At 41.3% G+C, this 25,718-nt stretch carries 26 protein-coding genes; 20 read left to right on the top strand and 6 right to left on the bottom strand.

Going from position 1 to position 25,718, the window contains the following annotated elements; genetic code table 11:
* Positions 1-56: 56 nt before the first annotated feature.
* The 4 genes from IEW05_RS20500 to IEW05_RS20485 form a co-directional block, all read right to left on the bottom strand.
* Positions 57-899 carry a YitT family protein gene (locus IEW05_RS20500; RefSeq protein ID WP_188541732.1) on the bottom strand — a complete coding sequence of 281 codons (843 nt, stop codon included), beginning with the start codon at positions 897-899 and terminating at the stop codon, positions 57-59.
* Positions 900-952: 53 nt separating this feature from the next.
* A complete protein-coding gene (locus IEW05_RS20495) occupies positions 953-1,447 on the bottom strand; it encodes a cation:proton antiporter regulatory subunit (protein ID WP_188541731.1) in 495 nt (164 codons plus the stop codon).
* Positions 1,448-1,553: 106 nt separating this feature from the next.
* Positions 1,554-1,910: a hypothetical protein gene (locus IEW05_RS20490; protein WP_188541730.1), complete on the bottom strand. Its 357-nt coding sequence runs from the start codon at positions 1,908-1,910 to the stop codon at positions 1,554-1,556.
* A 123-nt stretch (positions 1,911-2,033) separates the two neighbouring features.
* Positions 2,034-3,311, bottom strand: a complete 1,278-nt coding sequence (locus IEW05_RS20485) for an ArsB/NhaD family transporter (protein WP_188541729.1) — start codon at positions 3,309-3,311, stop codon at positions 2,034-2,036.
* Positions 3,312-3,664: 353 nt separating this feature from the next.
* Here IEW05_RS20485 and IEW05_RS20480 point away from each other — a divergent pair, with 353 nt between their 5' ends.
* From IEW05_RS20480 to IEW05_RS20435, 10 genes are all read left to right on the top strand, one after another.
* Positions 3,665-3,961, top strand: a complete 297-nt coding sequence (locus IEW05_RS20480; protein ID WP_188541728.1) for a hypothetical protein — start codon at positions 3,665-3,667, stop codon at positions 3,959-3,961.
* Between the two features lie 59 nt (positions 3,962-4,020).
* Positions 4,021-4,695 (top strand): PspA/IM30 family protein, encoded by a 675-nt coding sequence (locus IEW05_RS20475; protein WP_188541727.1) that lies wholly within the window; start codon positions 4,021-4,023, stop codon positions 4,693-4,695.
* Positions 4,696-4,699: 4 nt separating this feature from the next.
* Positions 4,700-5,197, top strand: a complete 498-nt coding sequence (locus IEW05_RS20470; RefSeq protein ID WP_188541726.1) for a PspC domain-containing protein — start codon at positions 4,700-4,702, stop codon at positions 5,195-5,197.
* A gap of 1 nt (position 5,198) precedes the next feature.
* Complete coding sequence (locus IEW05_RS20465) at positions 5,199-5,900, top strand: PspA/IM30 family protein (RefSeq protein WP_188541725.1); 702 nt, start codon at positions 5,199-5,201, stop codon at positions 5,898-5,900.
* Between the two features lie 110 nt (positions 5,901-6,010).
* Entirely contained in the window at positions 6,011-6,661 is a 651-nt protein-coding gene (gene liaF / locus IEW05_RS20460) for a cell wall-active antibiotics response protein LiaF (protein ID WP_188541724.1), read from the top strand.
* Between the two features lie 18 nt (positions 6,662-6,679).
* A complete protein-coding gene (locus tag IEW05_RS20455) occupies positions 6,680-7,759 on the top strand; it encodes a sensor histidine kinase (protein ID WP_188541723.1) in 1,080 nt (359 codons plus the stop codon).
* On the top strand, positions 7,743-8,387 hold the full coding sequence (locus IEW05_RS20450; RefSeq protein WP_444543954.1) for a response regulator: 645 nt from the start codon (positions 7,743-7,745) through the stop codon (positions 8,385-8,387). Before IEW05_RS20455 ends, IEW05_RS20450 begins: the two co-directional genes overlap by 17 nt.
* Positions 8,388-8,551: 164 nt before the next feature.
* Positions 8,552-9,343, top strand: coding sequence for a YwmB family TATA-box binding protein (locus tag IEW05_RS20445; protein WP_188541721.1), 792 nt, complete (start codon positions 8,552-8,554; stop codon positions 9,341-9,343).
* A gap of 218 nt (positions 9,344-9,561) precedes the next feature.
* Complete coding sequence (zwf, locus tag IEW05_RS20440; RefSeq protein ID WP_188541720.1) at positions 9,562-11,109, top strand: glucose-6-phosphate dehydrogenase; 1,548 nt, start codon at positions 9,562-9,564, stop codon at positions 11,107-11,109.
* A gap of 149 nt (positions 11,110-11,258) precedes the next feature.
* The gene (locus IEW05_RS20435) at positions 11,259-12,842 is read left to right on the top strand and encodes a peptide chain release factor 3 (protein WP_188541719.1); all 1,584 of its coding nucleotides are present in this window, start codon (positions 11,259-11,261) and stop codon (positions 12,840-12,842) included.
* A 115-nt stretch (positions 12,843-12,957) separates the two neighbouring features.
* On the opposite strand, the gene sspI is transcribed toward IEW05_RS20435, so the two are convergent.
* Entirely contained in the window at positions 12,958-13,191 is a 234-nt protein-coding gene (gene sspI, locus IEW05_RS20430) for a small acid-soluble spore protein SspI (RefSeq protein WP_188541718.1), read from the bottom strand.
* A gap of 127 nt (positions 13,192-13,318) precedes the next feature.
* Between sspI and IEW05_RS20425 the strand changes: the two genes are divergently transcribed.
* The 8 genes from IEW05_RS20425 to IEW05_RS20390 all read left to right on the top strand — a co-directional run bounded on the left by IEW05_RS20425 (position 13,319) and on the right by IEW05_RS20390 (position 23,066).
* A complete protein-coding gene (locus IEW05_RS20425) occupies positions 13,319-13,993 on the top strand; it encodes a potassium channel family protein (RefSeq protein ID WP_188541717.1) in 675 nt (224 codons plus the stop codon).
* Positions 13,994-14,031: 38 nt separating this feature from the next.
* A complete protein-coding gene (locus tag IEW05_RS20420; RefSeq protein ID WP_188541716.1) occupies positions 14,032-14,838 on the top strand; it encodes a TrmH family RNA methyltransferase in 807 nt (268 codons plus the stop codon).
* A 254-nt stretch (positions 14,839-15,092) separates the two neighbouring features.
* Positions 15,093-15,953 carry a DNA-binding protein gene (locus IEW05_RS20415; protein WP_188541715.1) on the top strand — a complete coding sequence of 287 codons (861 nt, stop codon included), beginning with the start codon at positions 15,093-15,095 and terminating at the stop codon, positions 15,951-15,953.
* 421 nt (positions 15,954-16,374) lie between these two features.
* Positions 16,375-17,655, top strand: coding sequence for a MerR family transcriptional regulator (locus IEW05_RS20410; protein ID WP_188541714.1), 1,281 nt, complete (start codon positions 16,375-16,377; stop codon positions 17,653-17,655).
* Between the two features lie 164 nt (positions 17,656-17,819).
* Entirely contained in the window at positions 17,820-19,631 is a 1,812-nt protein-coding gene (locus tag IEW05_RS20405; protein WP_188541713.1) for an FAD-dependent oxidoreductase, read from the top strand.
* Between the two features lie 144 nt (positions 19,632-19,775).
* A complete protein-coding gene (locus IEW05_RS20400) occupies positions 19,776-21,974 on the top strand; it encodes an ATP-dependent helicase (RefSeq protein ID WP_188541712.1) in 2,199 nt (732 codons plus the stop codon).
* A 113-nt stretch (positions 21,975-22,087) separates the two neighbouring features.
* Positions 22,088-22,819, top strand: a complete 732-nt coding sequence (yunB, locus tag IEW05_RS20395; RefSeq protein WP_188541711.1) for a sporulation protein YunB — start codon at positions 22,088-22,090, stop codon at positions 22,817-22,819.
* A 40-nt stretch (positions 22,820-22,859) separates the two neighbouring features.
* Entirely contained in the window at positions 22,860-23,066 is a 207-nt protein-coding gene (locus tag IEW05_RS20390; protein ID WP_229753594.1) for a hypothetical protein, read from the top strand.
* A 129-nt stretch (positions 23,067-23,195) separates the two neighbouring features.
* Here the strand turns inward: IEW05_RS20390 and IEW05_RS20385 are convergent, their stop codons facing one another.
* Positions 23,196-24,209, bottom strand: a complete 1,014-nt coding sequence (locus IEW05_RS20385; RefSeq protein ID WP_188541807.1) for a M23 family metallopeptidase — start codon at positions 24,207-24,209, stop codon at positions 23,196-23,198.
* A 228-nt stretch (positions 24,210-24,437) separates the two neighbouring features.
* Here IEW05_RS20385 and lipA point away from each other — a divergent pair, with 228 nt between their 5' ends.
* Both lipA and IEW05_RS20375 read left to right on the top strand, forming a co-directional pair.
* Positions 24,438-25,331: a lipoyl synthase gene (gene lipA, locus IEW05_RS20380; protein WP_188541806.1), complete on the top strand. Its 894-nt coding sequence runs from the start codon at positions 24,438-24,440 to the stop codon at positions 25,329-25,331.
* Positions 25,332-25,359: 28 nt separating this feature from the next.
* The gene (locus tag IEW05_RS20375) at positions 25,360-25,692 is read left to right on the top strand and encodes a YutD family protein (RefSeq protein WP_188541805.1); all 333 of its coding nucleotides are present in this window, start codon (positions 25,360-25,362) and stop codon (positions 25,690-25,692) included.
* Positions 25,693-25,718 lie beyond the last annotated feature (26 nt).

The following is a 25,718-nucleotide window of genomic DNA, read 5'->3' as shown; positions in this document are numbered from 1 at the left end:
GAATATAAATAACGAGGAACCTTGCGGTTCCTCGTTAAACAAATAGATGTGGTTACTTACTTCTTAATCGATATAGTACTATCGCGATCATAATCTTTAACAATGGCCTTTAAGCGTGTCTCTTCCAACCGATTACTTTTACATAATAATATCCCACTGTCACCATCTTGAGGTGACTGGATGAGCGTTGATTGCCTGTTAAGGCGAATCAGAAGCTCCTCTTGTATTTCGTGACAGTAATGGCTTGTAATTGTATATGTTCGAGTATAACTCCAACTACTGATTGGAATTTTCACGGTCTCAAAGGCCAGAATATAAGCAATCACTGAATAAAGCGCTTGTTCAAAGCCGAAATAGAATCCTGCAAAAATGAGTATGTGGCAATTCAAAATGAGAATAAGTAAATCAGCAGATACAGGTAATTTGAAATGTATCCATTCAGCAGTTTTCTCCACTGTATCTAGAGTTCCTCCGAACCGTACCGCGAGTCCAATACCGAAACCTAATGATATCCCTCCTCCGAGTGCTGCTGGAATCGGACTTGTAGTAAGTGCCGGAAATGGATGAAGCACGATGGAAGATATCGAGAACACAAGTAGTCCTATGACGGTCAACATACTGAAAGATGCACTAATATTTCTTCTCTGCAGCAAAACCAGTGGTAGATTAAGCAGAAACAAGAATAACCCTAGCCTCATTTCCGTGTAGAATGCCATTACAGCTGATAACCCCGTAATACCTCCTACTACAATACCGTGTGGCATTAAAAATAACTCTAAACCTATTGAAGCAAGCAAGGCCCCGACAATAACTCCTAAGATATTGATGACTGTGGAATTGATTCGCCAGTACAAACGACGAATGTTAACCGGAGAGAATGTCGTGAGTTTAATTCTCAAGCTCACTCCTCCTTTCCAAACCGTAATCAACTCGGTAGGGGGAAGTACTTTAATTAATTACTTCCACTCAGTAAGATCTGTCTAATTTGTTGCTGATGCAGACGCTCTCCTAAGACCACGACAAGAGCATCAGAAGTCAGAAGTAAATCTGCTCCAGGATTAATATGTTTAGTATGATTTTTTTCGACTACAGCAATAATTGTGGCACCGGAACGCTGGCGTATACGAAGGTCACCAATCGTTTTGCCAATCGCTTTGAAATGAGGTTCAAGTTTGTACCACTCAATAATAAGGTCACCAAGAGCAACCTCAATGTTGTCTAATGCAGTTGGTTTATAAGTTGCACCGCCAATAATTGCAGATACGTATCTAGCTTCATCGTCATCAAGTGTAATCATAGAAGTATAATCCTCAGGGTTATCCTGTTCAAGATGGAATATTTCCCGTTTTCCATCATCGTGAATAATAATAGCTAGTTTTTCACCGCTACGCGTATTAGCAACGATCTTTTTCCCAATCCCAGGTAATTCGGTTTCTTTGAAATTCATTAGATTCAAGCCTCCAGTATTAGAAATAAGAAATGACGTAGTGTAACAAAGCCGCCAATTTCTGTTGAGAATAGGGCAAGATTAAATGTCATGGATAAATTAGATGTTACGTCACAAACTTGCTGGTAAATTTAATTGGTAAAAGAAGTGTTCGTTTCATAAAAAGAGAATGAAAAGGTCGAAAATGAACCGATGGAGCAGCTAATAAAAGAAAAGCAACTGCTGATACCAAAAGGTTATGAAACGGGGTTCTGTCCATAATAAAATGGTTATGATAGGCAGTTTTGACCCGCAAAAGTACTTTCGGGCTGCGATGAGAATAATCGCTTTCGTAGATCTCCCTGTCAGTACTTTCACTAAAGCCTAAGCTCCCAGAGGAACCAGGGTAAGAAAGAACCATGAATATTGATAGAAAAGCAACAATGATGATAAACCCGACTGTACCTTTTCTCGTTGTACTCATAGCTCAAATCCTCCCACTCTATACATAATTCCATACCTTAAGGATAGCATAGAAATTCCAGTTTCTCAAAAGAATGAGGATAAATATATGAAGGAAGATTTTTATTTGTTGTTTGGTTTAAAATTAAAAATAACGAAGCAGGATATATAAGCTAGATAATATAATGGATACAATCATTAAAGGAAATCCATATTTAATAAATCGCACAAAAGTAATCGGTTCGCCTTCTTTTGCAGACATCCCCGCCGCGATTAGATTAGCACTAGCTCCAATAATGGAGCCGTTTCCCCCGAGGCAGGCACCGAGAGCTAAACTCCACCAAAGTGGTTCAAGATTAGAAATCCCCATACTTCCCATATCCTGAATCATCGGAATCATGGTGGCGACAAACGGGATATTATCGAGAAAGCTGGATGCAAGAGCACTAAGCCACAAGATCAGCATGGAAGACATAAGGGTATCTCCGCCAGTTAAATCTATGGCACGTTCAGCTAGTTGTTTAATAATCCCCGTTTCTACAAGCCCTCCTACCAACACAAACAATCCTATAAAGAAGAAGATCGTGGGCCATTCCACTGAACGGAAGGCTCTTTCCATCACATGCTCCCCTGTAAAAAGAAGAAGTAAAAAGGCTCCGGCTAACGCCACGGTAGCGGATTCCAAATGAAAAGTTTGATGAGTGAAGAAACCAATCAATGTAATTCCAAGTATAGTTAGACATACCTTTAGAAGCTTCTTATTTGTAATGAGTCCGTCCAAAGGAATATCCATGATTTTTTGACGATTTTCGTCAGTAGTTTTTAGACCCTTTCTAAAAATGAAAACCATTAGCGGCAGAGTTACTCCTAAAATAATCATTACAATGGGGGTTAAATTTTGTAGAAATGAGACAAATGTTAGCTCTGTTACAGCACTGCCGATCATAATGTTCGGAGGGTCTCCGATTAAAGTTGCAGTACCACCTATATTTGATGCGATAACTAATGAGAAAATGTAGGGAAATGTTTTTACCTCTAATTGACGAGTGATACTAAAAGCCACAGGAACCATTAATATAATAGTAGTTACATTGTCCAAAAGGGCTGAGCCAAGTGCTGTAATCGTTGCTAGAAGCCCCAGAATCATTACAGGGTTACCCTTGGCTTTCTTAGCCGTCCAGATTCCAATATAACTGAATAGACCGGTTTCAGCTGTTGTATTCACAATAATCATCATACCGATTAAGAGACCTAAAGTATTGAAGTCAATATGGTGGATTGCTGTCTCCTGATCAATGATCCCAAATACGACCATCAGGATACCGCCGATCATAGCCAGAAGTGTGCGATGAATCTTCTCCGATATAATGAATCCGTAGGTCAATAAGAAAATGCCTAATGCGAGTATTGCTTGATGTTCCATGCTACTCCTCCTTAGATGTATGAAGCACGGAGTCACCTATTAGATTGTCATGTTGAGGTCCAAATTAATCGAATGGGTTAGAAAAAGACAAAAAGAGCCCGCAACATGGCAGGCTCCTCCGATAACTTTCATGTATGTAGTTTAAAAGTGCAATTACCATTATATTACTAGCTTTTTGAAATGTAAAGGTGAAAATGAATCCATGTGGTTCGATCACCCGTATACCTTAGGGATGACAGGCACCTCGACTTAGGTCTAGGTTAAAAAACCGTCTGGGGTCCGTTTTGAAAAAATGAGTTTAAACCTAAAATGAATACATAAGGTTGAGGAATAGGAGAGGCGGTGATAAATCAATGAGAACAAATCGACCAAATGGATTCGCTGTTGTACTGATTGCCCTTGGAGCTTTGATACTGCTTGGTAAGTTAACCCCACTGTTGGGAAGTCTTTTCGGAATTCTGTTTAGTGTACTGGTTATCGCTTTAGGATACTACGGAATTCGTCGGGGCAATGCATTTTTCGGCTGGATCGTCCTTATCTTCGGGATCTTTTCCCTGATCTCCAAGTTAGCCTGGATTATCGTGCCGGTGCTCGGAATCGGATTGATTGTATATGGGATCTCATCCCTTAAGGGACGTCGAGGTTACTAATAGCATACAAATTGGAGATATTAAGTTGAATGACCGAAAGGTAGGAGGGAAGAGATGTCATGAGTGTATTTCGTCGAGTACGTGATATTACAGTAGCCAATTTAAATGAACGGTTAGAACAGTCACAAGATCCGGTTCGGTTGATTGATCAGTTTCTAATCGAGACTCGTCAGGAAATCGCTGAGGCTGAGAAGCTTCATCAACATTATGCAGGTCACACGAAGCAATTGAAGCAACAAGTGGACCAAGCGAAGGTCATGAGAGATAAACGGGAAGAGCAAGCATTGCTAGCGCTTAAAGCTGGAGAGGAACATCTCGCAAAGATGGCCCTACAAGAAAAGTTGCTATATGAGGAAAAGATCGAACAGTATTCTGGTCTATACGCTCAAAGCCAAGAGTCACTTCAGGAACTTGAGAATCAATTACATGAATTGAAAACCGAATATCAAGTAGTCTATAGCAAGAGACAGTACTACTACGCAAGAATGGAGACTCTCCGTTTGCAACAACGCATGAACCAACGAATGAGCGGTTATGGTACGCAAGATGTACCGAAAATGTTCAATCGTCTGGAAGATCGAGTCTCTGATATGGAATGGGAAGCACGCAGTCTTCGTGATTTACGGAAGGTTGGTCAGGATTTCGTTAACCAAGCGGGATCCATGGTTCAATCTACTCTGGAACAAGAGCTCTCCCGTTTGAAGCAGAAGCTGAACAACAAAGGAGAGGAGTAAGGAAATGAGATTATACCGTTCTAGACGAAACCGAATGATCAGCGGTCTGATCGGCGGAATTTCAGAGCAAATAGGATTCAGTTCCTTCGCATTGCGAGTATTAGCTTTAATTAGTATTCCAGTTACAGGCGGAACGACGATCTTCATTTACTTTATCGCCGCTCTGGTCATCTCCAAGGAGCCATACAATCCACATGACCCGCATTTTAACGGTGGATGGAACAATGGCGGATATAACAATACTTACGGATCAGGAAATCCAGGAGGGCACTATGAGGACCCTCGGTTTAGACAACGTCCACCAGTTGGTGGAAATCCATTCGGCGGGAATCCTTTTGAAAGCCAGCCGAGATATGCTGGAAGACCAACAAATAATGGATTTGAATCCAATGATGCATCAAACCTGGACTCCATGATGCAAGATATTGAGAAGAAAGCAATGAAAAAAGAACTAGAAGAGCTTCGTAAAAAGCTCTCTAACTACGAGAAGGGAGAAATATAAAATGGGAGTATTTAAAAGAATTAAGGATATCACGAAAGCGTCGGTAAATGATTTGCTCGATAAGGTGGAAGAACCAATTGTTATGCTTAACCAGTACCTGCGTGATATGGAGGTTGAAATCCGTGACGCTGAAGTAACAGTGGCGAAACAAATGGCCAACGAGCGCAGAATGAAACAACGTTTGGATGAAGCTGTACGCATCTCCATTCAACGTGAGAGCCAAGCTGAAGTTGCTCTGAAGAATGGCCAGGAGGAATTAGCACGTAAGTTACTGGAAGAGAAAATTCATTATGATCAAAAGCAAGTTGAATATCATGATTTGCATACCCAATCCGAAGCTCAAGCAACGGAACTGAAACAACAACTCCACGAAATGAAAGACGAGTTCTACAAGTTGCGTAATAAACGTAACGAGCTTGTGAATCGTGCTCAAATGGCAAAAGCTAGAAAGCAAATGTCTCAAGTAAGTAGCCTGCATTCGATTGAGAGCGGCAATGCATCACTTGGTTTCCACCGCATGGAAGAGAAGATTATGCAAATGGAAGCTGAGGCTGAAGTTTCAGGTATCGCTTACCGTGGAGCCTCTACTGGAGCCTACATTAGCCCAGCTGATGCTGAGAAACAATTGAAGGTAGACGCACAACTTGATGCACTTAAATCCAAACTAAACGGTTCTGCAAAACGTGAGGATGCAGCTGAATAACGTATTCACGTCAATTAGACAATATGGTATGCTATAAAGTGGTGAAGCCATGCGGTATGAACTATACCGTTATGGCTTTTCCAATCTTATGAACCGACGGGAGGTGCGACATGGATAAGCGAAAAAGGTTCTTAGCTATAGCTCTAATTGGACTTGGGGTTCTAATGATTTTTGGCAAATGGCTAGGCTTTTTCACCATTGTTGCCCTCTTTATTATTGCATATGGCATTTATAAGGTTCGTCAGGGTGAGGATGTAAAGACAGGCTATATTCTCCTTGCTGTGGGCGGGGGAATGATCCTACTAGATCATTTTATGCTTGTGATTGCTACGCTTATGATTTCTTTAGGATTCTATTACGCAAAAGTGAGAAAAACACAACCGTTAGGAAATCATGTACAGAAACAAAATATAACATCTAACATTCATTGGGATCGCGATCCATGGACCCTGCGCAATACAAGCATGTGGCATGTGATCGGAGAACTCGATATTGACTTGTCCCTCGCCATTGAGGAAGGTCAATCTAATATACTCATGTTTCATGGTATCGTTGGTGATATTGATTTAATCATTCCAGATGACTATGGAGTAGAGATAGAGGCTTTTGTATTATTTGGACAAATTGATTTTGATCAAGAGAAAGAGACGGGTATGTTAAATCGTTTATATTGGAAATCTCCAAATTATGATACAAGTGAATCAAAAGTGAAAATAATTATTTCTTACTTAGTAGGAAATGTGGATATAAGACTAAATTAAGATAGGAGGATCGCCCGAATGAAGAAGAGGAAATCAGTAAATATGTTATCTCGAAGCATGCGGGAAGGAATCCTTCTATCTTTTATTATTTTGGCAGCCGTTGTTTATGTGCTGTATACATATGGATACTTTAGCCCGTCAACTTCATGGAGAACAGGGATTCATGCAGGCCTCTCCTTATTAACATTATTAGTTGGAATCGGTGCAATTTATGGTTTTTTACAAGGATATCGCTCGAAACGAAAAATTGATGTGTTGCGTGATTCTCTTTTGCAATGGGAAAAAGGAAATCAGACCGGCGTCGTCCCAAAACTCGGTGAAGACGAGATGGGGCGCCTTGGTGAGCAGTTGGAGAGGATCGGGAAGCGATGGGAAGAGCAAGTTACCTCACTCCAGCGGCTCTCTACTCATAACGCTCAATTAGCTGAGCAAGCAAGGGTTTCAGCCATTGTAGAAGAGAGGCAACGACTTGCCCGTGAGCTTCACGATGCAGTCTCGCAACAGCTTTTCGCGATATCCATGACGGCTACGGCTGTCGGGAGAACATTAGATAGGGATTTTGAGAAAGCCAAGCTTCAAGTTGAACTAATTGAAGAAATGGCCTCGGTTGCTCAATCTGAAATGAGAGCTCTCTTGCTTCATTTGCGCCCTGTCTACTTAGAAGGGAAGGAATTATCCCAAGGGTTGCTTGAGCTAGTCAAAGAGCTAAAGACCAAAGTACCAATGGAACTTGTGCTTGAGATGGATGAGCAGTTAACGCTAGGCAAAGGAATTGAGAATCATCTATTCCGAATCATTCAGGAAGCTATGTCGAATACGCTACGTCATGCCAAAGCAGATAAAATGGAAATTCGCATTCATCAGCGGGGAGACGTGGTGAAGGTTACACTTAGAGATAATGGGATTGGTTTTGAATTGGATGAGAAGAAGCAGGTGTCTTACGGCTTATCGACGATGCAGGAACGCGTACATGAGGTCGGGGGGTCCATTCAATTCGTTACAGCACTAGGTAAGGGGACCAGGATTGAGATTACTATACCTTTGATGAATGAGGAAAGTGGGGAGATCCAAAATCATGGAGATGGACAAGGAGATTAAAGTACTGCTCGTGGATGATCATGAAATGGTGAGAATCGGACTTGCAGCGGTGTTGGGTACTGAAGATGGTATTGAGGTTGTTGGTGAAGCGAGTAGTGGAGAGGAAGGCATCCGTCTTGCGCAAGAGTATAAACCTGATGTCGTACTCATGGATCTTGTCATGGAAGGTATGGATGGTATTGAAACTACAAGACAATTACTGGCATTATACCCTGATTGTAAAGTAATTGTGCTCACAAGCTATTTGGATGATGAGAAGATGTATCCGGTCATCGAAGCCGGAGCATTTAGTTATTTATTAAAGACTTCTCGTGCTTCTGAAATTGCTGAGGCTATTCGCGCCGCAGCACGTGGACAATCGGTACTCGAATCACAAGTAGCATCCAAAATGATGAATCGTTTGCGTCAACCCAAATTAGAGACACCAGCTTACGAGGAACTGACCGAACGCGAGATGGATGTACTGAGATTATTAGCGCAGGGCATGTCCAATCAGGATATCGCTGATCAATTAATAATTGGGATCAAAACGGTTAAATTTCACGTGACTAATATTTTGGCCAAACTAGGTGTAGATGATCGCACACAGGCAGCTATTTATGCATATAAAAATGGTCTGGCGGAATAATTATACTATAATAGTTGCTAGTAAGCTTTTGTATCTGATCTAGAGACATCCTGAGGGATGTCTTTTTTTGTGGGTATTATCTAATCCAGAGTATAAAATCATAGCTCATAGGACATCCTATTTCATAGATTGATAGATTTGACAGGGTCAGGAGTGGGATGTTTATGCGGAAGCTAGGAGCTTATGCACTTATTATTATATTAACTGCAGGTGTACTACTTGGATTTGGGAAATGGAATAACAATGAGTCCAGTAAAGATCACCCGATTGAGGATGCTGGAGAGCAATGGGCCCAATTGAGAGCTATTGGAAATGAATTTGTTCAAGGAACGATTCGCGCAACAGTTAAATGGCAGGGAGAATGGAACACCTTGCTTTCACCCGAGGAGGCCGCTGGCGTCTTGTCATCTCGGCTTGGGTTATCCTCACCAAAGTTCGATACAGTCCAAGATCACGATCAATATCACGCTACAGGAGATATGAACGGAGTACATTCCAAACTTTCAGTTACGATTCAGGAGAAAGGGCAGCTTTATGTCGTATTACGAATGGAAGCTGAAGGAACGGAAGGTATGGATGCACTTAATAATTTACAGTATAATTATGGTAATTCACTACTGGATGAAGGAGTTGTCGTTCAGTGGAATGCAGCTTTACAAGGAACATCGTCTACTGTAAATGCTGGAGATATCAGTGGTCCTCAAGAATCTGCTACGCAAGGAGAGATGTTGCAGCAAATAGAAGAGCAGGTATCGAGCACTATACAGCCTTTACATTTAGTGGAGAGTTATGAAGATGTGAATACGCTTAGTCGTTCTTACGAAGTCCCAGGCCTACCATTGGCTGTTATGAGCGGTGATCACAAGATTGCACTTCAAGTGGCTCTACACCAGAATTCGGATACGGGTCTTCAGGAAATTTCGGTGGGTTCACCTCTTCTAACAATTGAATATTAGATGAATCTTAAATGAAACTTAAATGAAACTTAAATGAATTTTAGATAAAAGTTAGATGAATTTTCGCGAAATACATCTATTTTTGATATTTATTTGATAGCATCATCCCAGAGTATATGATAAAATTACATGACATCTATGATGGCTAGTTAAGTTCATCTGAATGATGGGGATTGAATAAATATGCACTATATTATATATAGAAAGAATGAGGAGCCATGGCTGATATTCAAAATCTAGAATCACTGCAGACACCTGGAGCGGTATTTTTTATTTTCGGAGCAACTGGAGATTTGGCACGTCGTAAGCTTTTTCCTGCTATTTATTCACTATACAAAGAAGGAAAGCTTGCTGAAGATTTTGCGGTTATCGGCGTGGCGCGTAGACCGCGTTCGCAAGAAGAGTTCCGAGACGATGTTCATCGTTCAATCGAAGAGTTTTGCCGTTATAAAGTAGAGGATGCTACAAATTGGACTCAATTTGTTGAGCATTTTTTCTATAAATCACTTGATATTAACAATATTGATGGATATCATGAACTGCGTGATTTAACAGAAACGGTGGAAGCACGCTTTGAAATACCTGGAAATCGGTTATTTTATTTAGCTCTTTCTCCAGAATTGTTCGGAAGTGTGTCATACAATTTACAAAAGGGTGGCATGCTCAGCAGTGCTGGTTGGCACCGTCTTGTCATTGAGAAGCCATTTGGTTATGATCTGTTGTCGGCTCAGAAGCTGAATGAAGAATTGAACCAAGTGTTCAAAGAAGAAGAGATCTACCGGATCGATCATTATCTTGGTAAAGAAATGGTCCAAAATATCGAGGTCATCCGTTTTGCGAATGCTTTCTTTGAGCCTCTTTGGAACAATAAACACATTGCAAATATTCAAATCACTCTCAGTGAGACCGTTGGTGTCGAAGAGCGTGGAGGATATTACGATCACTCGGGAGCGTTGCGTGATATGGGACAAAACCATATGCTGCAAATGCTAACGATGATTGCAATGGAAGCACCAAGCCGATTGTTCCCGGAAGATATTCGGGACGAGAAGGTGAAAGTACTACGTTCCTTGCGTCCATATGCTTCTGCGGCTGAGGTGAAGGAGAATGTGGTACGTGGCCAATATGCTCCTGGTGAGAGTAGAGGCAAATCATTATTAGGATATCGTCAGGAAGATAAGGTTGCCCCTGACTCTAATACGGAAACATATTTTGCGGCTAAAGTACTCGTTGATAATTTCCGCTGGGCTGGTGTTCCGTTCTATATTAGAACTGGCAAACGCCTACCTGTGAAAACAACTGAAGTTGTTGTTGAATTCAAACAAATGCCTACGAACGTTTACTTGGGTCAGAAGCATACACTAGAACCAAACCTGTTGGTTATTCGTGTGAATCCGATGGAAGGCATTTATATTAAGATTAATGCCAAGAAACCGGGTTCCGAATCCAAAATTGAGCCTTTAGCTATGGAATTCTGCCAAAGCTGCCAAGTGGGAATTAACTCACCTGAGGCTTATGAGCGCCTTATTCATGATGCGGCGAATGGTGATTCCACTTACTTCACGCGTTGGGATGAAGTAGCGACCGCTTGGGCGTTCGTGGATCGAATCGCGGCAGCTTGGGGACAAAACCCAAGCGACATTAGCTCCTATCCTGCTGGTTCATGGGGACCTGAGGAAGCCGATGAACTGCTCGCTAAGGATGGTTTCCATTGGTGGCCGGTTAACGGTCAAGAAGAAGATGACGTTGTATGGATTAAGTCCTAGTGATTTGAAAGAATAGTTCAACTGAACAAAAGTCCAGTATTAAAGCCGTCTTTCAAGCGCACCTGCATGGAAGCGGCTTTTTTGCGTACGAACAGACAAAATATGTTACAATATAATACGTGACTTTGTGCAATGAAAGGAAAGTGAGAATGAGCAAAGCATTGGAACAAGAACTGCAACGTGAAGTGGATAAACGCAGAACGTTTGCGATTATATCTCACCCGGATGCCGGGAAAACGACTTTAACGGAGAAACTGCTCTTATTTGGTGGAGCTATCCGTCTTGCGGGCTCTGTAAAAGCTCGTAAAGCTAGTAAACACGCAACAAGTGACTGGATGGAGATCGAGAAGCAACGGGGGATTTCCGTTACTTCCTCTGTCATGCAGTTTGATTATAACGGTCATCGCATTAACATTTTGGATACCCCTGGTCACCAAGATTTCAGTGAGGATACCTACCGTACGTTAACGGCCGCCGATAGCGCCGTGATGTTGATCGACGTTGCTAAAGGGGTCGAGGCTCAGACGATCAAATTATTTCAGGTCTGCGCGCAACGTGGAATCCCGATCTTTACGTTTATTAACAAGTTAGACCGTGAAGGTCGCAGTCCATTTGAATTGATGGAACAGATCGAGCAAGTGCTTGGTATCCGTTCCGTGCCGATGAACTGGCCTATTGGTTCAGGACGTGAGCTATGTGGCGTATATGATCGCATGAATAACCAAGTTGAATTATTCCAAGGTGACGATCATACCCACATTCAAGTGAAGAAGGTTGAAGATTATCAAGATCCTGTAATCCGTGAAATGGCGGGTGATTATTTACATGATCAACTGTGTCAGGACTTGGAGTTGCTTGATGTGGCAGGAGATCCATTTGATTTTGAAAAAGTAAAACGAGGCGAGTTAACACCCGTTTTCTTTGGTAGTGCGGTTAACAATTTTGGAGTACAGACTTTTCTTGAGAGCTTTCTAAAGCTTGCTCCTAAGCCTGAGCCACGTCGTAGTACGGCAGGCGATGTTGAACCAACGAATGAGAAGTTCACGGGATATGTATTTAAAATCCAAGCTAACATGAATCCAGCTCACCGCGACCGTATTGCATTTCTGCGTATTGTTTCCGGTAAGTTTGAACGTGGGATGTCAGTAAAGCATGTGCGCGTAGGTAAAGACATTAAGCTGTCTCAGCCACAGCAGTTCCTGGCACAAGATCGTGATATCGTGAGCGAGGCTTATCCTGGAGATATTATTGGATTGTTTGATCCAGGTATTTTCCGGATTGGGGATTCATTAAGTCAGGGTAGTGAAGTGGTATTTGACGAGCTTCCGACATTCTCGCCTGAGATTTTTGCTAAGGTGACAGTGAAGAATGCACTGAAACATAAGCAATATCAGAAGGGGATCGAACAGTTAACGGAAGAAGGAACGATTCAGGTATTCACTACGGTTGGTTTTGAAGACACGATTCTAGGTGTTGTAGGGCAACTTCAATTTGAAGTGTTCGAATACCGGATGAAGGGTGAATACGGTGTTGATGTTCAATTGCAACGTATGCCATACCAGTTCGCACGTTGGATCGTAGGAGACAAGATTGATCCGTCGAAGTTCCGCATCAATTCCACGCTGGTTAAGGATAAGAAAGGCAATTACGTTGTCTTGTTTGAGAATGAATATGCGATGCGTACAGCTATGGATAAAAATCCAGATGCGAAGTTCCTTGAGGTCGCACCTTAAGTCCGTAAATAGAGCGAATATTGTATCAGAGTTTCCTCTTAGATAAACAACAAGCCTTTTCCTGGCCTTAAGTGGCCAAAGAAAAGGCTTGTTGTTTATCAATGCGGGCAATAGCTTATTTCACTTGTCCCAAATCAGTTGCTTCTGATTTGTTGTGGAGCATAGAGATTAAAGCATCCTGTTTGGCCTGATCCATGTTCTTCCACATGATCTCGAACATCACACCGAGTCCAGGAAGTGCAGCTTCCTGGGCATCAATGGAGCCCTCAATCATGCTACGAAGATCCTCTTCATTTTTACCGTGAATTTTGTGCATAACGGCTTGGCGCAAATTGAGAGTTAACGGCACGGAGTATCCCTCCTTGAAATAGTACTTGCCCGATTGTTAATGTTCCCGATGTTAGAGCCGAAAATACAAGTTTGAGAATGATTGTGATATACTAAAGCGATTAATAATGTCATGGGTAGGTGAAGTTATGGCGCATTCAGTAAAAAAACAGTTTGCAGTCATTGGTATGGGACGCTTTGGCCTTAGTGTTGCGAAAGCCCTTAGTGATATGGGGTTTGACGTTCTCGCTATCGATACTGATGAGCATAGAACTCAGGCTGTATCTAATATTGTAACGCATGCCGTATCGGCGGATTCCACGGATGAAGAAGCACTTCGCGCATTAGGTATTCGAAATTTTGATGTTGTCGTTGTGGCAATTGGTCAAGATATCCAAGCCAGCATTTTGACGACGTTGATCCTGAAGGACCTTGGCTTACCGATCATTATCGTTAAGGCACAGAATGAACTTCATGGGAAGGTATTGCATAAAATAGGGGCAGACAAAGTGATATATCCTGAACGGGATATGGGGCTTCGCGTTGCTCACCATCTTACTTCACCTAATATTCTGGATTATATCGAATTATCAGATGAATACAGTATTGTTGAACTACGTGTTACCAAAGGTATGTTAGGGAAAAACTTGAAAGAGCTCGATATTCGGGCACAGTTCGGATGCAATGTGATGGCAATAAAACGCGGATCAAAGATGAATATTTCTCCTGCTGCAACTGATCGGCTTACGGATGAGGACGTACTTGTTATTGTAGGCGAGAAAAATGATCTGACGAAGCTAGAGCTTGCTTATTCGGAATCATAAAGTGACTATTTAACTTAAATATAAGGATGAAGAGACTGATGCAGATATTGTCTCCGCAGAATGCTCGGGTTAAGGAATGGGCTGGACTGCTTGAGAAGAAAAATAGGGACAAACATAATAAATATTTGATCGAAGGCATTCATTTGGTTCAGGAAGCGCTGAAGGCGCAGACTGATATTGAATGCGTATGCTATGAGATAGAATCCGGCATTCCGGGTGAATTATCCGGCGCTGCACAGGCTCGTTTGGATGTGGAGTGGATTGGTGTATCTTCCGCAGTGATCGCTAAATGCAGCGATGCGAAGACGCCACAGCCAGTCTTTGCGATTCTTCGTAAGCAAGCTGGCTCACTTGTACCTCTACTGCAGCGTGAGAATAGTCTTGTTGTTGTGCTTGATGGTGTACAGGACCCTGGAAATGTGGGTACAATCATTCGTAGTGCGGATGCAGTCGGAGCGGATGGGGTTATTGTTGGTGCAGGCTGTGCAGATATTTACGGACCTAAGGTACTTCGTTCGACAATGGGATCGTTGTTTCATTTACCTGTCGTTCATGGGAACCTGAATGAGATTTTACCCCAAGCCAAGCAGCATGGAATAGCACTAGCGGGTACTAGCTTACAAGCTGCGCATAATTGTTACACTTACGATTTTAAGGGCCCGGTGTGGCTGTTACTAGGTAGCGAAGCCAAAGGTCTTAGCGATGAAGTGCGAGAGCTTATGGATGATGGGCTGATTATTCCAATGCGTGGTCAGGCGGAATCGCTTAATGTAGCAATGGCGGCTTCTGTCTTGCTTTTTGAGGCGCAACGGCAGCGTTATTATTCACCACAAATCAACTCATAACAAAGTAAAGAAACTCGTATTACCCCCAATCCATGACCGAACGATTCTCAAGTTTTTCTCTTGATTATCGTTCGTTTTTTTATTTTTTTCCAGTTTTTTATGTAAGGTTCTCCCTAGGAGTACCGCATACTGCCCGATTAGTGACCAATCTCACTTACATATATGGTAATATAGTAAATAGTTAGAAATAACATACATATTTAACCTATGGATAAAAATAAATTTAGATAGTAAGGGATAAGGAGGACGATAAATTGAACTTAGATTTAGAAGATATCCACGTTGATTCTTTAACCGATATTTTAAAAGCTTCATTCTCACTTGAAAATTGGGAAGGTATGCTATTGGTAGCTGATAGATTGTATAAAGCGATATCTGACCTGTATGAAACAAAGCAACTGGAACGTGCGAATAATAATACATTCACGTCGCTTAATCTAAAGAATAGCATCGTATATTATTTTGGATTCTCCCTTTGTTCCAAAGGGATAGCATTACAAAAACAAGGAAGATACAGCGAGTCGAGAGCGTGTATTCAGCAATATTCCGACCTTAGCTGGATTAATGGATTGGACGATGAAGGCTGGGTTGAGGTGGAGTATTATCGTAATATAGCAATAGCTAATAGATATGTTATTGATCTAACAGAAGGTAAAACATACGTGTTGCAAGATTATGTTGCATTTATACGGAACAATAGAGAGGAATTACTTCCAGGTTTAATAACTATATTGGAATCGGCAATAACTTTCGACTACTCAATAGATTCAGTTGTGGCTGAATTTGGAGAGATTATTGATAGCATGTGTGAGTTCTATAAGACAAAAGCTAAAATACGGTATTATGTGGACTATAAATATCTACTTGCTAGATACTATCATAAACAAGATAGGAACGAGATTGCTATTCATACTATATTGAAGTCTTTGCAAACAAGTAGTAACTTAAAAGATGATACAGGGATTATAAAATCCGTAGCCCTATTTGAATTTCTAAGAAACCATGCAAACAACACACAACATCAAGTGTATAAAAACATAATGAAAAACATTTTGGAAGGAGGAGTGAATGATGAAAAAGGTATTCTTATTGACGGTATTCCTAGTGTTAGTTAGTTCAGCAACTGGTGTCGCAACAACTAATGCAGAGAGAGACTTAAAAGGTTCAGTAACATCACCACCGATAACTTATTCACCTTTAAATCACGGAATGGATCACTAATTTGGTACTTGTCTAAAAATCAAAAATCATACTACAAGCCGAGCTGATATCAGGCGTTTCCCTGACTTCGCTCGGTCTTTTTTCATTTTGGTCTAGTTGGCATTTAAACTTGAAGGGAGCATGCATGAGCCAATTTTCATATTGCGCAGTATTTGATGTTCGGGTACGATAGCGGTAAGGAACATTATGATGGAAAAAGGCCTTGGGTGTCCTAAGCCATCCTCAATGTACTGTTATCGACCAACTTGTGATTTATTTCACTAAGTAGATGGGGTTATTTTTTACATTATGTAGCTCTCAAAGGAGTAATCTATAATGAAAATTGGTAAATTTTCAAAGAAGCATAATATTACCCAGGATACCATTCGCCATTATATTGATATGGGGCTACTTGTTGTTGAGAAGCAGGGTTGTCAGTATAAATTTAGTGAAGAGGATAGCCATGATATCGAAAAAATCTTTAAGCTAAAGCAATTAGATTTTTCACTAACAGAAATCCAGGAAATCCTTTGTTTTAACCGACTAGAGGGTGATAAATCAGATGCTTATAGAAATTTATACTTATCCTTATTGGAAAGAAAACAAGACCAAATCATTAAAGAACAGCAAAAATGCAATGAGATTAATCTGCTGTTAAAAGATAGAATTAAAGAGTTGAAGATGGACGGAATAAGTACGAAGAGAAATTTAGGGTTTCCCTTAGCTGCTATCGGACTTTTACAATGCCCTGATTGCGACAAAACATTGGATATTAGTGGCGGGACTGTAGAGAAGAATATGATGTTAGAGGCAACAATACGATGTGAATGTGGTTACACAGCGATAATAGACAATGGAATTTATATTGATGAGAAAGTGGCGAGAAAAAAATTAATGCCTACGAAGAGAGAGTTTTTCGAAGCCGCTTCACCTAACTATATTAACTTTCTGTATAATGGCACTACTACATTAATTGATTACATACAAACACATGGAAATAACCCTAAATATATAATGGAGCTTGATAATTGTACGGGTAGATTTTTGATGCACTATATTGATTATTTGCCAAAAAATTGTACCTATATTCTCATTTGTCATGACAAAGAAAGAATAGCTAATATGAAAAAGAATCTAGAGTTACAATACGAGCATAATCATTTTATTTTTTTCTGTTGTGAACTAGATAAATTACCGATCAGCAAATCTTCAATTGACATCATTATCGATCATTGGATGAGTAAAACGTATGCAAAAACAAGTAATAAAGTTTTACTTGATGTTGTAGCGCCTTATTTGAAACAAGAGGGCCTTCTGACGGGAGCATTCCCTCATATTGGTGCTAAATGTAAGGACTTTATCAACATCCCATTGGAATTAAGAGGCTATTTCAATAAAAATATCATATTTGAGAAATTGGAAAGTTTGGATCTTTCGCAATTAGAGGCAATAGACTTAGGCCCGATCATCGAAGACAATCCCTATATTGATATTAGAAATAAGGAGCTATTTCAGACTATTTATGTCGGAAAGAAGAAAATAAACTTTGAGGTCATTACCTCTATACATGAGCAACATGAGCATGAGATACAACACAAACATAATAGGATTTCCTAAATTCATATCTTTCCCCCCCACTAAACCCTTGGGTTAACCCCAGGGTTTTTATTTTTCTTCATTTTTTTAAGTTCATTTTTTCACAAAGTATCCTTGACATGGTGATGACCCGACCATTTACGCTTAATGCATGAATAATTTTTATACATCAAGGGGGAAAAAGAATGAAAACGAATTTGAAAAGGGTAGGGTTTGTATTATTGGGATTTGTATTGATGATAAGCTTAGTTGCTTGTTCCAAATCTACTTCGGATACGAATACTACACCAGATGAAACGGAGACTTCCGGTAAGTATAAAGCAGGTACTTACACAGCAACTTCAAAAGGTAACAATGGGGATGTAACAGTTGAAGTCGTATTTGATGAAAATTCGATTGTATCCGTTACCGTGAAGGACAATAGTGAAACGAAAGGTCTTAGTGATAAGGCCCTCGAACGGATACCTGTGCAAATCGTTGAGGGACAGACATTGGCAGTTGATGTTGTGTCAGGCGCATCTAATTCGTCAAAGGCTATCCTTGCAGCAGTAGAAGATTGTGTGAAGCAAGCTGGTGGCGATGTGGATGCTCTTAAAGTTGCGGCTGTGACTGAAGATAAACCGCAGAAGGACTCTGAATTAACAACGGATGTTGTTGTTATCGGTGGAGGTGGCACAGGTCTTGCAGCGGCTGGTTCAGCATTTGAGAATGGCGCGAAAGTAATTGTGCTTGAAAAATTGGCTAACTTAGGCGGTTCTACGGCGTTATCAGGAGGAGCTATTGCGGCAACAGGTTCAAGGTTCCAAAAAGAACAGGGTATTGAAGATTCGCCAGAATCATGGCTTACGCTGTGGAAAGAACGTCAAAGCACAAGTAATCCGGATAGTAAATATCCTGATTATGACCGCGTACTGACCTTCATGGATGATGCAGTAGATACAACACATTGGTTGGTTGATTCCATGAATCATAAGTATAAAAGTGTTGAAGGATTTGGAGTTGACCCAGTAGCTCGCCTCCACTTCCCGGAAGTAAGCGGGGCAAGTATCATCGAAAATATGCAAAAAACGCTGAATGATAAAGGGATCGACATTTTTACAGAAACAAAGGCAACTGAACTAATCACAGATGACAAGGGTGATGTCATCGGTGTTAAAGCTGAGAATGCGGAAGGAACTTTGATCGTTCATGCAAAGAAAGTCATTATTGCTTCTGGTGGGTTTGCTAAGAGTGAGGAACTTATGAAGCGTTTCTTACCAGAATTTGTTGAAGATATGGATATTAGTGCAGCAGCTGCAGGCAGCACGGGTGATGGAATTGTGATGGCAGAGAAATTAGGCGCAGCACTATATGAAGATCCATGGATTATCGGATTGGGCTTTGCAAGCCGTATTCCTGAATTGCGCGTTCTAGAATGGGATCCAACGAAAATATTGGTGAATGAAAAAGGCGAGCGTTTTATGAATGAGAATAGTCACTATGCGGTTGTAACTAATAAAGTCGCCTCCAACGAACAAGTATGGATGGTTATCGATTCAAGTGAAGCTAATAGCGAAGTGATTAAATCCATTGAAGGACAACTTCCAAACGATGAAATTGCTGTTGGCCAAACATTTGAACAATTAGCTGCTGCTATGCAAGTGCCAGAAGCCGCGTTAGTGAAGACGATGGATACTTTTAATGCTGGTGTTGCAAGCGGTAAAGATGCTTTCAAGAAAGATGCTAAAATGCTCGTTGCTGTAAACAAAGGACCTTATTATGCATTTAAAATCAATCCACGGACAATGGGTACTTTTGGCGGAGTGAAGATAGATGAGAACTATCGTGTTCTAAAAGAGGATGGATCTGTTATCAATAATCTCTATGCAGGTGGAGAAGCGGCGAATCGTTATCTTTATAACCAAGTTTATATGACAGGCAGCGCAGTCCAATATGCATTAACTAGCGGTCGTTTAAGTGGAGCTCATGCTGCAAAAGCAATAGCAGAAGGAAAATAACATGAAATGATTCTCACAAGATGAAGAACATTTACCTGGGCACATGGCTCGGTAGAATGTTCTTCATTTTGCTTTTTATTTGAGCATAAGGCCTGGTTTCTGTTATGATTAACTTTTTGAAAGTTATAGAGAGGGCCTAATAGCATGCATACATTAGAAAGTTATTTTATCCGCAAGCAGCAGGAAATCGGTGTTGAGCTAAATGAAATCCAGCAGCGTGCGGTTGTACAAACCGAAGGGCCAGTATTACTCTTGGCTTCTCCTGGTTCAGGGAAAACAACAACGCTCATTATGCGGATTGGTTATCTTATGGAAGAGAAAGCGGTAGACGCTTCACGCATTAAGGCGGTTACCTTTAGTAGAGCATCCGCTAATGATATGAAGGAGCGGTTTAAGTATTTTTTTCCCGAGTTGCCATCCGTTGATTTCTCAACGATTCATAGTCTTGCCTTTGAAATCGTGCGAGAGTATTTTTGGAAGACGAGAACTTCCTATCAGATCATTGATGGCAATATAGAAATAGATGAACAGTTGGATTTAAGTAACGACGAGATATCTCTACCTTTGCATAAGAAAATTATTCTAAGAGATTTGTTCAAATCTGTAGTGGGCGAGAACATCACCGACGATCAGATGGATGAACTAACAACGTATATTAGCTTTATTAAGAATAAAATGATTCCCGAAGATCAGTGGACGTCAGTCGCATGTCAAGTCCCTGAGGCTGCTCGCATTCTTCGTGAATACGAGACATTCAAGCAATCCGGTCACAATATGTTGCTAGTTGATTTCGACGATATGCTCACAATAGGAAATGCAGCATTAGCAGAGGACCATGTACTCCTGCGCAAATATCAGCAAAAGTATGATTATGTGATGACGGACGAAAGTCAGGATACCTCTATGGTACAACACGCTATCATCGAAAAATTGGTTCAAGTGCATAACAACCTATGTGTTGTTGCGGATGATGATCAATCCATTTACAGTTGGCGAGGGGCGGAGCCGTCCTATTTGCTGAATTTTAAGCAAGTCTATCCGAGCGGAGTTATTCTGTTCATGGAACAAAACTATCGTTCTTCCAAGGATATTGTGGATGTAGCGAATCAGTTTATTAAGCAAAATAAAAAGCGATATAACAAAAATATGCATACGCAGAATCCCGCGGCCAAACCTATTTCGATTGTTCAATTTGATCATTATGAGAATCAGGCGAAATACTTGGTACAAGCGATCCAGAAGGTCGAACATCTAAATGAAGTTGCCGTATTGTATCGGAATAATGCATCTTCAATCAACCTTATGAACCAATTTGATCGCGCTGGTATTCCTTTTTACATGAGGGATTCTGACAATCGGTTCTTCTCTCATTGGGTAGTTGGCGATATTCTTAATTTTATGCGGATGACATTTACAGATAAACGACCAGATATTTTAGAGAAAATCCATACGAAGTTCAATGGGTATATTACCAAAACTCAGATGGTTGCATTGAAGGAAATTGATAATCAAGAATCGGTGTTTGATAATTTGTTAAACTACGTACCTCTGCAGGATTATCAAATTAAACATATTCATAAGTGTAAAGAGATTTTTGAGCAAATGCGCGGAATGCCCCCGCTGGAGGTCATCAGAATCATTCGCACAAAGCTCGGATATGAGAAGGCCTTGGAAAAAATGTGCGAACGTCTAGGATTTCGCAAAGAGTATCTGATGGGCATTCTGAATACTTTAGAGGAGATTGCCGATACCTTGGAATCAATGGAGGAATTCGCTGGGCGATTACAGCATTTAGAACGAGTGCTGAAGACGTCAAAATCGAAGAAGGGGCACAATGCCGTTACCTTTTCTACCTTCCACAGTGCCAAGGGGCTAGAATTTAAACAGGTTTATATGATTGATCTGATTCAAGGTATTATTCCATCTTCAGAAGACCTCAAACAGAGTTCCTCTAGCGGGGATAATGAATTATTGGAAGAAGCAACCCGGCTATTTTATGTTGGAATGACTCGGGCAAAGCTGGACCTAGAGCTACTCTCGTACAAGGAACGGGATGGTAAGAAGGTGGTGGAATCTAAATTTGTAGGCACTGTCCGCCGGATCGTAAATCCCCCCGTTAAGATTAAACAAGAGGTACCCTTGATAGCGAAACCTAATAATCCCAATGCCCTTAGAACGATGGCTGAAATTAAATTGTTGATTCGTGTACATCATGCCAAATTTGGAGACGGTGAAATTGTTGATTTGGACGAAGATATCATAGCAATTCAATTCCCTGTAGGTATTAAAAAATTGTCGGTGAAGGCGTGTTTGAGTGCAGGGCTTTTAGAACCCGGTCTTTGAAATTAGGGTTGATTTCATACATGGAAGGAGTTCCTCCGGCTGTCCTTCTTTTTTTCCTTCGTCCCGCATAACTTGTATAAGAGTTTCACCGCTGCCGTCGAGGGGGTTAAAATATGCGGATAAGACGTGGGTGGCACAGCCGGAGAAGAAGGAGACCAAGGAGTAGGCGGAAGATATGGCTTTTTGTAGCTATCCTTATTTTGTTTTTATTTGTTCAATTTTTTCAGTATATTGAAAGAAACATGAAAGAGCCTATTATGCACTTGGCTCAAATTAGGGTGAAGCAAATTGCAACGGAGTCCATTAACGACGCGATTACAGCTCAAGTTGCGAATCAGGCGGGTGTAGACGATCTAATCGATTGGAAGACCGATCAGAATGGAAAAACTACCGGATTTATGCTGAATTATTCAGCTCATATGCGTATTACCTCGGATACGATCAAGACGGTACGGTCCACATTGGATCAAGTGTCGAGATTGTCGGAACATATTCCGCTAGGTCAAGCTTTAGGAAGCCCCATCATTGCCTCATTTGGCCCTAAAATTCCAATAAAGATCGAGCCTAAAGGGGAAGTGAAGGTAGATCTGGATACCCGTCGTCAAGATGTAGGGATTAATAGTGTACTTGTTGAGGTATTCTTACGGGTGAAGACAGAGCTCTCCATCGTTGTACCGTTTGATATGGGTCCTCAATCCGTAGAAACGGAAATTCCTATATCATATTTGCTAGTTGTTGGCGACGTCCCCGCATATTATTACGATAACAAGGGGAATCCGGTGGGAGAGAATGGTTCGAATGCACCAACGATCTCGCTACCAGCTCCAGAAACAAGCACCCATTAATTGTGATTGGCACATGATAAAAAGAGGCGCTCTCAATAACATGAGCGAGAGATTAGAAAAAGTAAATCTAACGCTGAACTCAGTAGTTAAAGTAGATGTAATGCTCAGAGATGTTTGGGATATCCCTGTAATGGAGAAGGTTTTCAAGCAACGATTAAAGGAAATTATCCTGCGAGAAAGACTATTTCCACGGAATTTGCACACCAAGGCGGTCCTAATGGGCTTAAAGTTCAAATTGATGCGGTAGCATATAAGGGGAAATAATATCATACAGCAAGTCAAAAAAGACAGCGATTATCGCTGTCTTTTTTGATCAATAACGCCCAAACTTAGCGTTAATTAGGTTTTTTCACCCTAAAAGAGAACCCGTTACGTGTTAGTTAGCTGCCTTGTTTGTTAGTTGTTTTCTTTCTAGAGTTTCCCATCTTTTGAGCAGTGGATAGGGATCAAATGCCCACTCTGTTACCCCAGTGTCTTGGTAGATCCCATAATGAAGATGGGGCGGGAACTTCCCTTGTGTTCCTGGGGGGCCATAACCACTACTACCGACCCAACCAATCGTTTGACCAGGCGTGACAATGTCTCCAATCTCGATCTTTTTCTCATAGCCATGTAGATGCGCATAATAATGGTATCTGTTGTTCAAATCGCGGATACCAATTCTCCACCCCCCATAAGGGTTCCATCCTTTTGTCTCCACAACTCCGTAACAGACACTTCGTACAGGAACGCCACTAGAAGCGAATAGGTCGGTACCTTCATGAATCCGGAGACCTCCCCATCCACGGCGTGCCCCCCATGTATCACGGTAAGTATAGTTGCTCTTTACAGGTAATGGAAAGGCACTTCCTGATAAATCAACTTTACCAAATGCTTTGTATATTTTTGCAAATTGCCAGATCCGTGATACAGCAGAATCATTCTGGTAATAACGCCATAATGCGATCCGAAGATCTTCATCCTTGTAACCTAATCTCATCAAATGCGATACCATGCTGAACAAAGAGTCCCTGTCATTCTCAGGATCGGCTGATCCATCAGCGGTTGCATCTTGACCTATTCCACCAAACATGGCAATTGTTGCTGGATTCTTGTCATCTAGATTGGGATTAAAGGGGCCAGCCCACATCGTTTCTTTAAATCGAATGCCGGCTAATCTAGAGTTCTCTTTCTTGATTTCTTTCCGTGGTGTAATAGAACGCTCGTATTGATCAAGAGCCGCGATCCAATACCAAGGAATTTGTGTCAGTATCTCAATTTCTTCATATAGATTGCGCCTCTGATCATAAATGCTCAAGTCTGAGGTCGTATTTGGCTTATTAGATGCTTCAGCTGAAACTGTGACAATCCCCAGACCTGATTCGTTCAAAAATGAGCTAAGAATGATCATGTAAAGTAAACTGATAATGATTCGGCAGTTAACAGATAATACTAGTGACCGCAAGGCGAAATCCCTCCTTTGGTTCAGTTTGGCGCTCACTCAGGGGAGCAAACAACGTCTCCTTAGGGTTAGACAAAGGTTGTGTTTTTATTCCCATTTGACAAGGAGGTTTTTCCAGAGCATTCATGGTATAATAAATCTCACTACATCCTATATCATTAGAAGGAAGGTCTTACTCTGTCCAAGTCTGTGAAAGAACCCAAACCGGATTGGATTCGAATCAAGTTAACCACTGGTGATAATTACGAAGATATCAAAAATATGATGCGCTCCAAAACACTACATACGGTGTGTGAGGAAGCACGTTGTCCTAATATATATGAATGTTGGGCTAATCGGACTGCTACGTTCATGATTTTGGGCGATATTTGCACCCGAGCTTGCCGCTTTTGTGCAGTAAACACAGGGATGCCAACCGAACTTGATCTAGGGGAACCGGAGCGGGTTGCCGAAGCTGCTGAAAGAATGAATTTGCGTCACTGTGTCGTAACCAGCGTAGCTCGCGATGATTTGAAAGACGGGGGGGCTACGATTTTTGAGGAGACGATTAAGGCTATTCGTACCCGAACTCCACTCTGTACAGTAGAGGTATTGATCCCTGATTTCCTCGGAGATGCTGAATCACTTCAAATTGTGATGAATGCAAATCCTGATATTCTCAACCACAATATTGAAACGGTGGAACGCATGTCCGACCGTGTACGGGCCAAGGCTAAATATCGTCGTTCCCTGGAGTTATTGCAGCGTGCGAAGACGATGAAACCCGATATCCCAACAAAATCCAGCATTATGCTTGGTGTAGGTGAGGAATGGGAAGAAATTTTGCAGGCTATGGATGACTTGCGTACTGTGGACTGCGATATTCTAACAATTGGTCAATACTTGCAGCCGTCTCCAAGTCATTTGCGTGTTGAAAAGTATTACACACCTGAACAGTTTGCCCAGTTGAAAGAGGAAGGTATGAAACGTGGCTTTAGTCACGTTGAATCTGGACCTCTCGTCCGTAGTTCTTATCATGCGCATGAGCAGGTCAAATCAGCGAAGAGTAACAAGGAAGGCGTTAATATGTAATTTCAAGCGGTAAAGGGGGAAATAGGTGTTGATTCAGATCGGCGGTAGAACTTACGAGCTTATACAGAATTATAAGGATGCCTGGGATTCAGAGGCTTTCACACAGAGATATAGTGAAGTATTAGATCGATATGATTACATTATCGGGGATTGGGGTTACGAGAAGCTACGGCTCAAGGGTTTTCTGCGAGACAATCATCCCAAGGTGACGCGAGATACGGCTTTCTCTGGAATCACGGATTACATTAATGAATATTGTAACTTTGGCTGTGCGTATTTTGTTCTCCAGAAAATGAAGGATGGACTCAAAGAGGCTCCTTCCAATGTGACTATAGAAGAAGAAAAAACGGTTCCCGAGTAAAGGGAGCCGTTTTTTTTATGACAACA

The sequence above is a fragment of the Paenibacillus segetis genome (assembly GCF_014639155.1).
GTDB classification, from domain to species: domain Bacteria; phylum Bacillota; class Bacilli; order Paenibacillales; family Paenibacillaceae; genus Fontibacillus; species Fontibacillus segetis.
The sequence above is the reverse complement of the archived record's forward strand: the minus strand, read 5'-3'. Positions and strand labels throughout refer to the sequence as shown.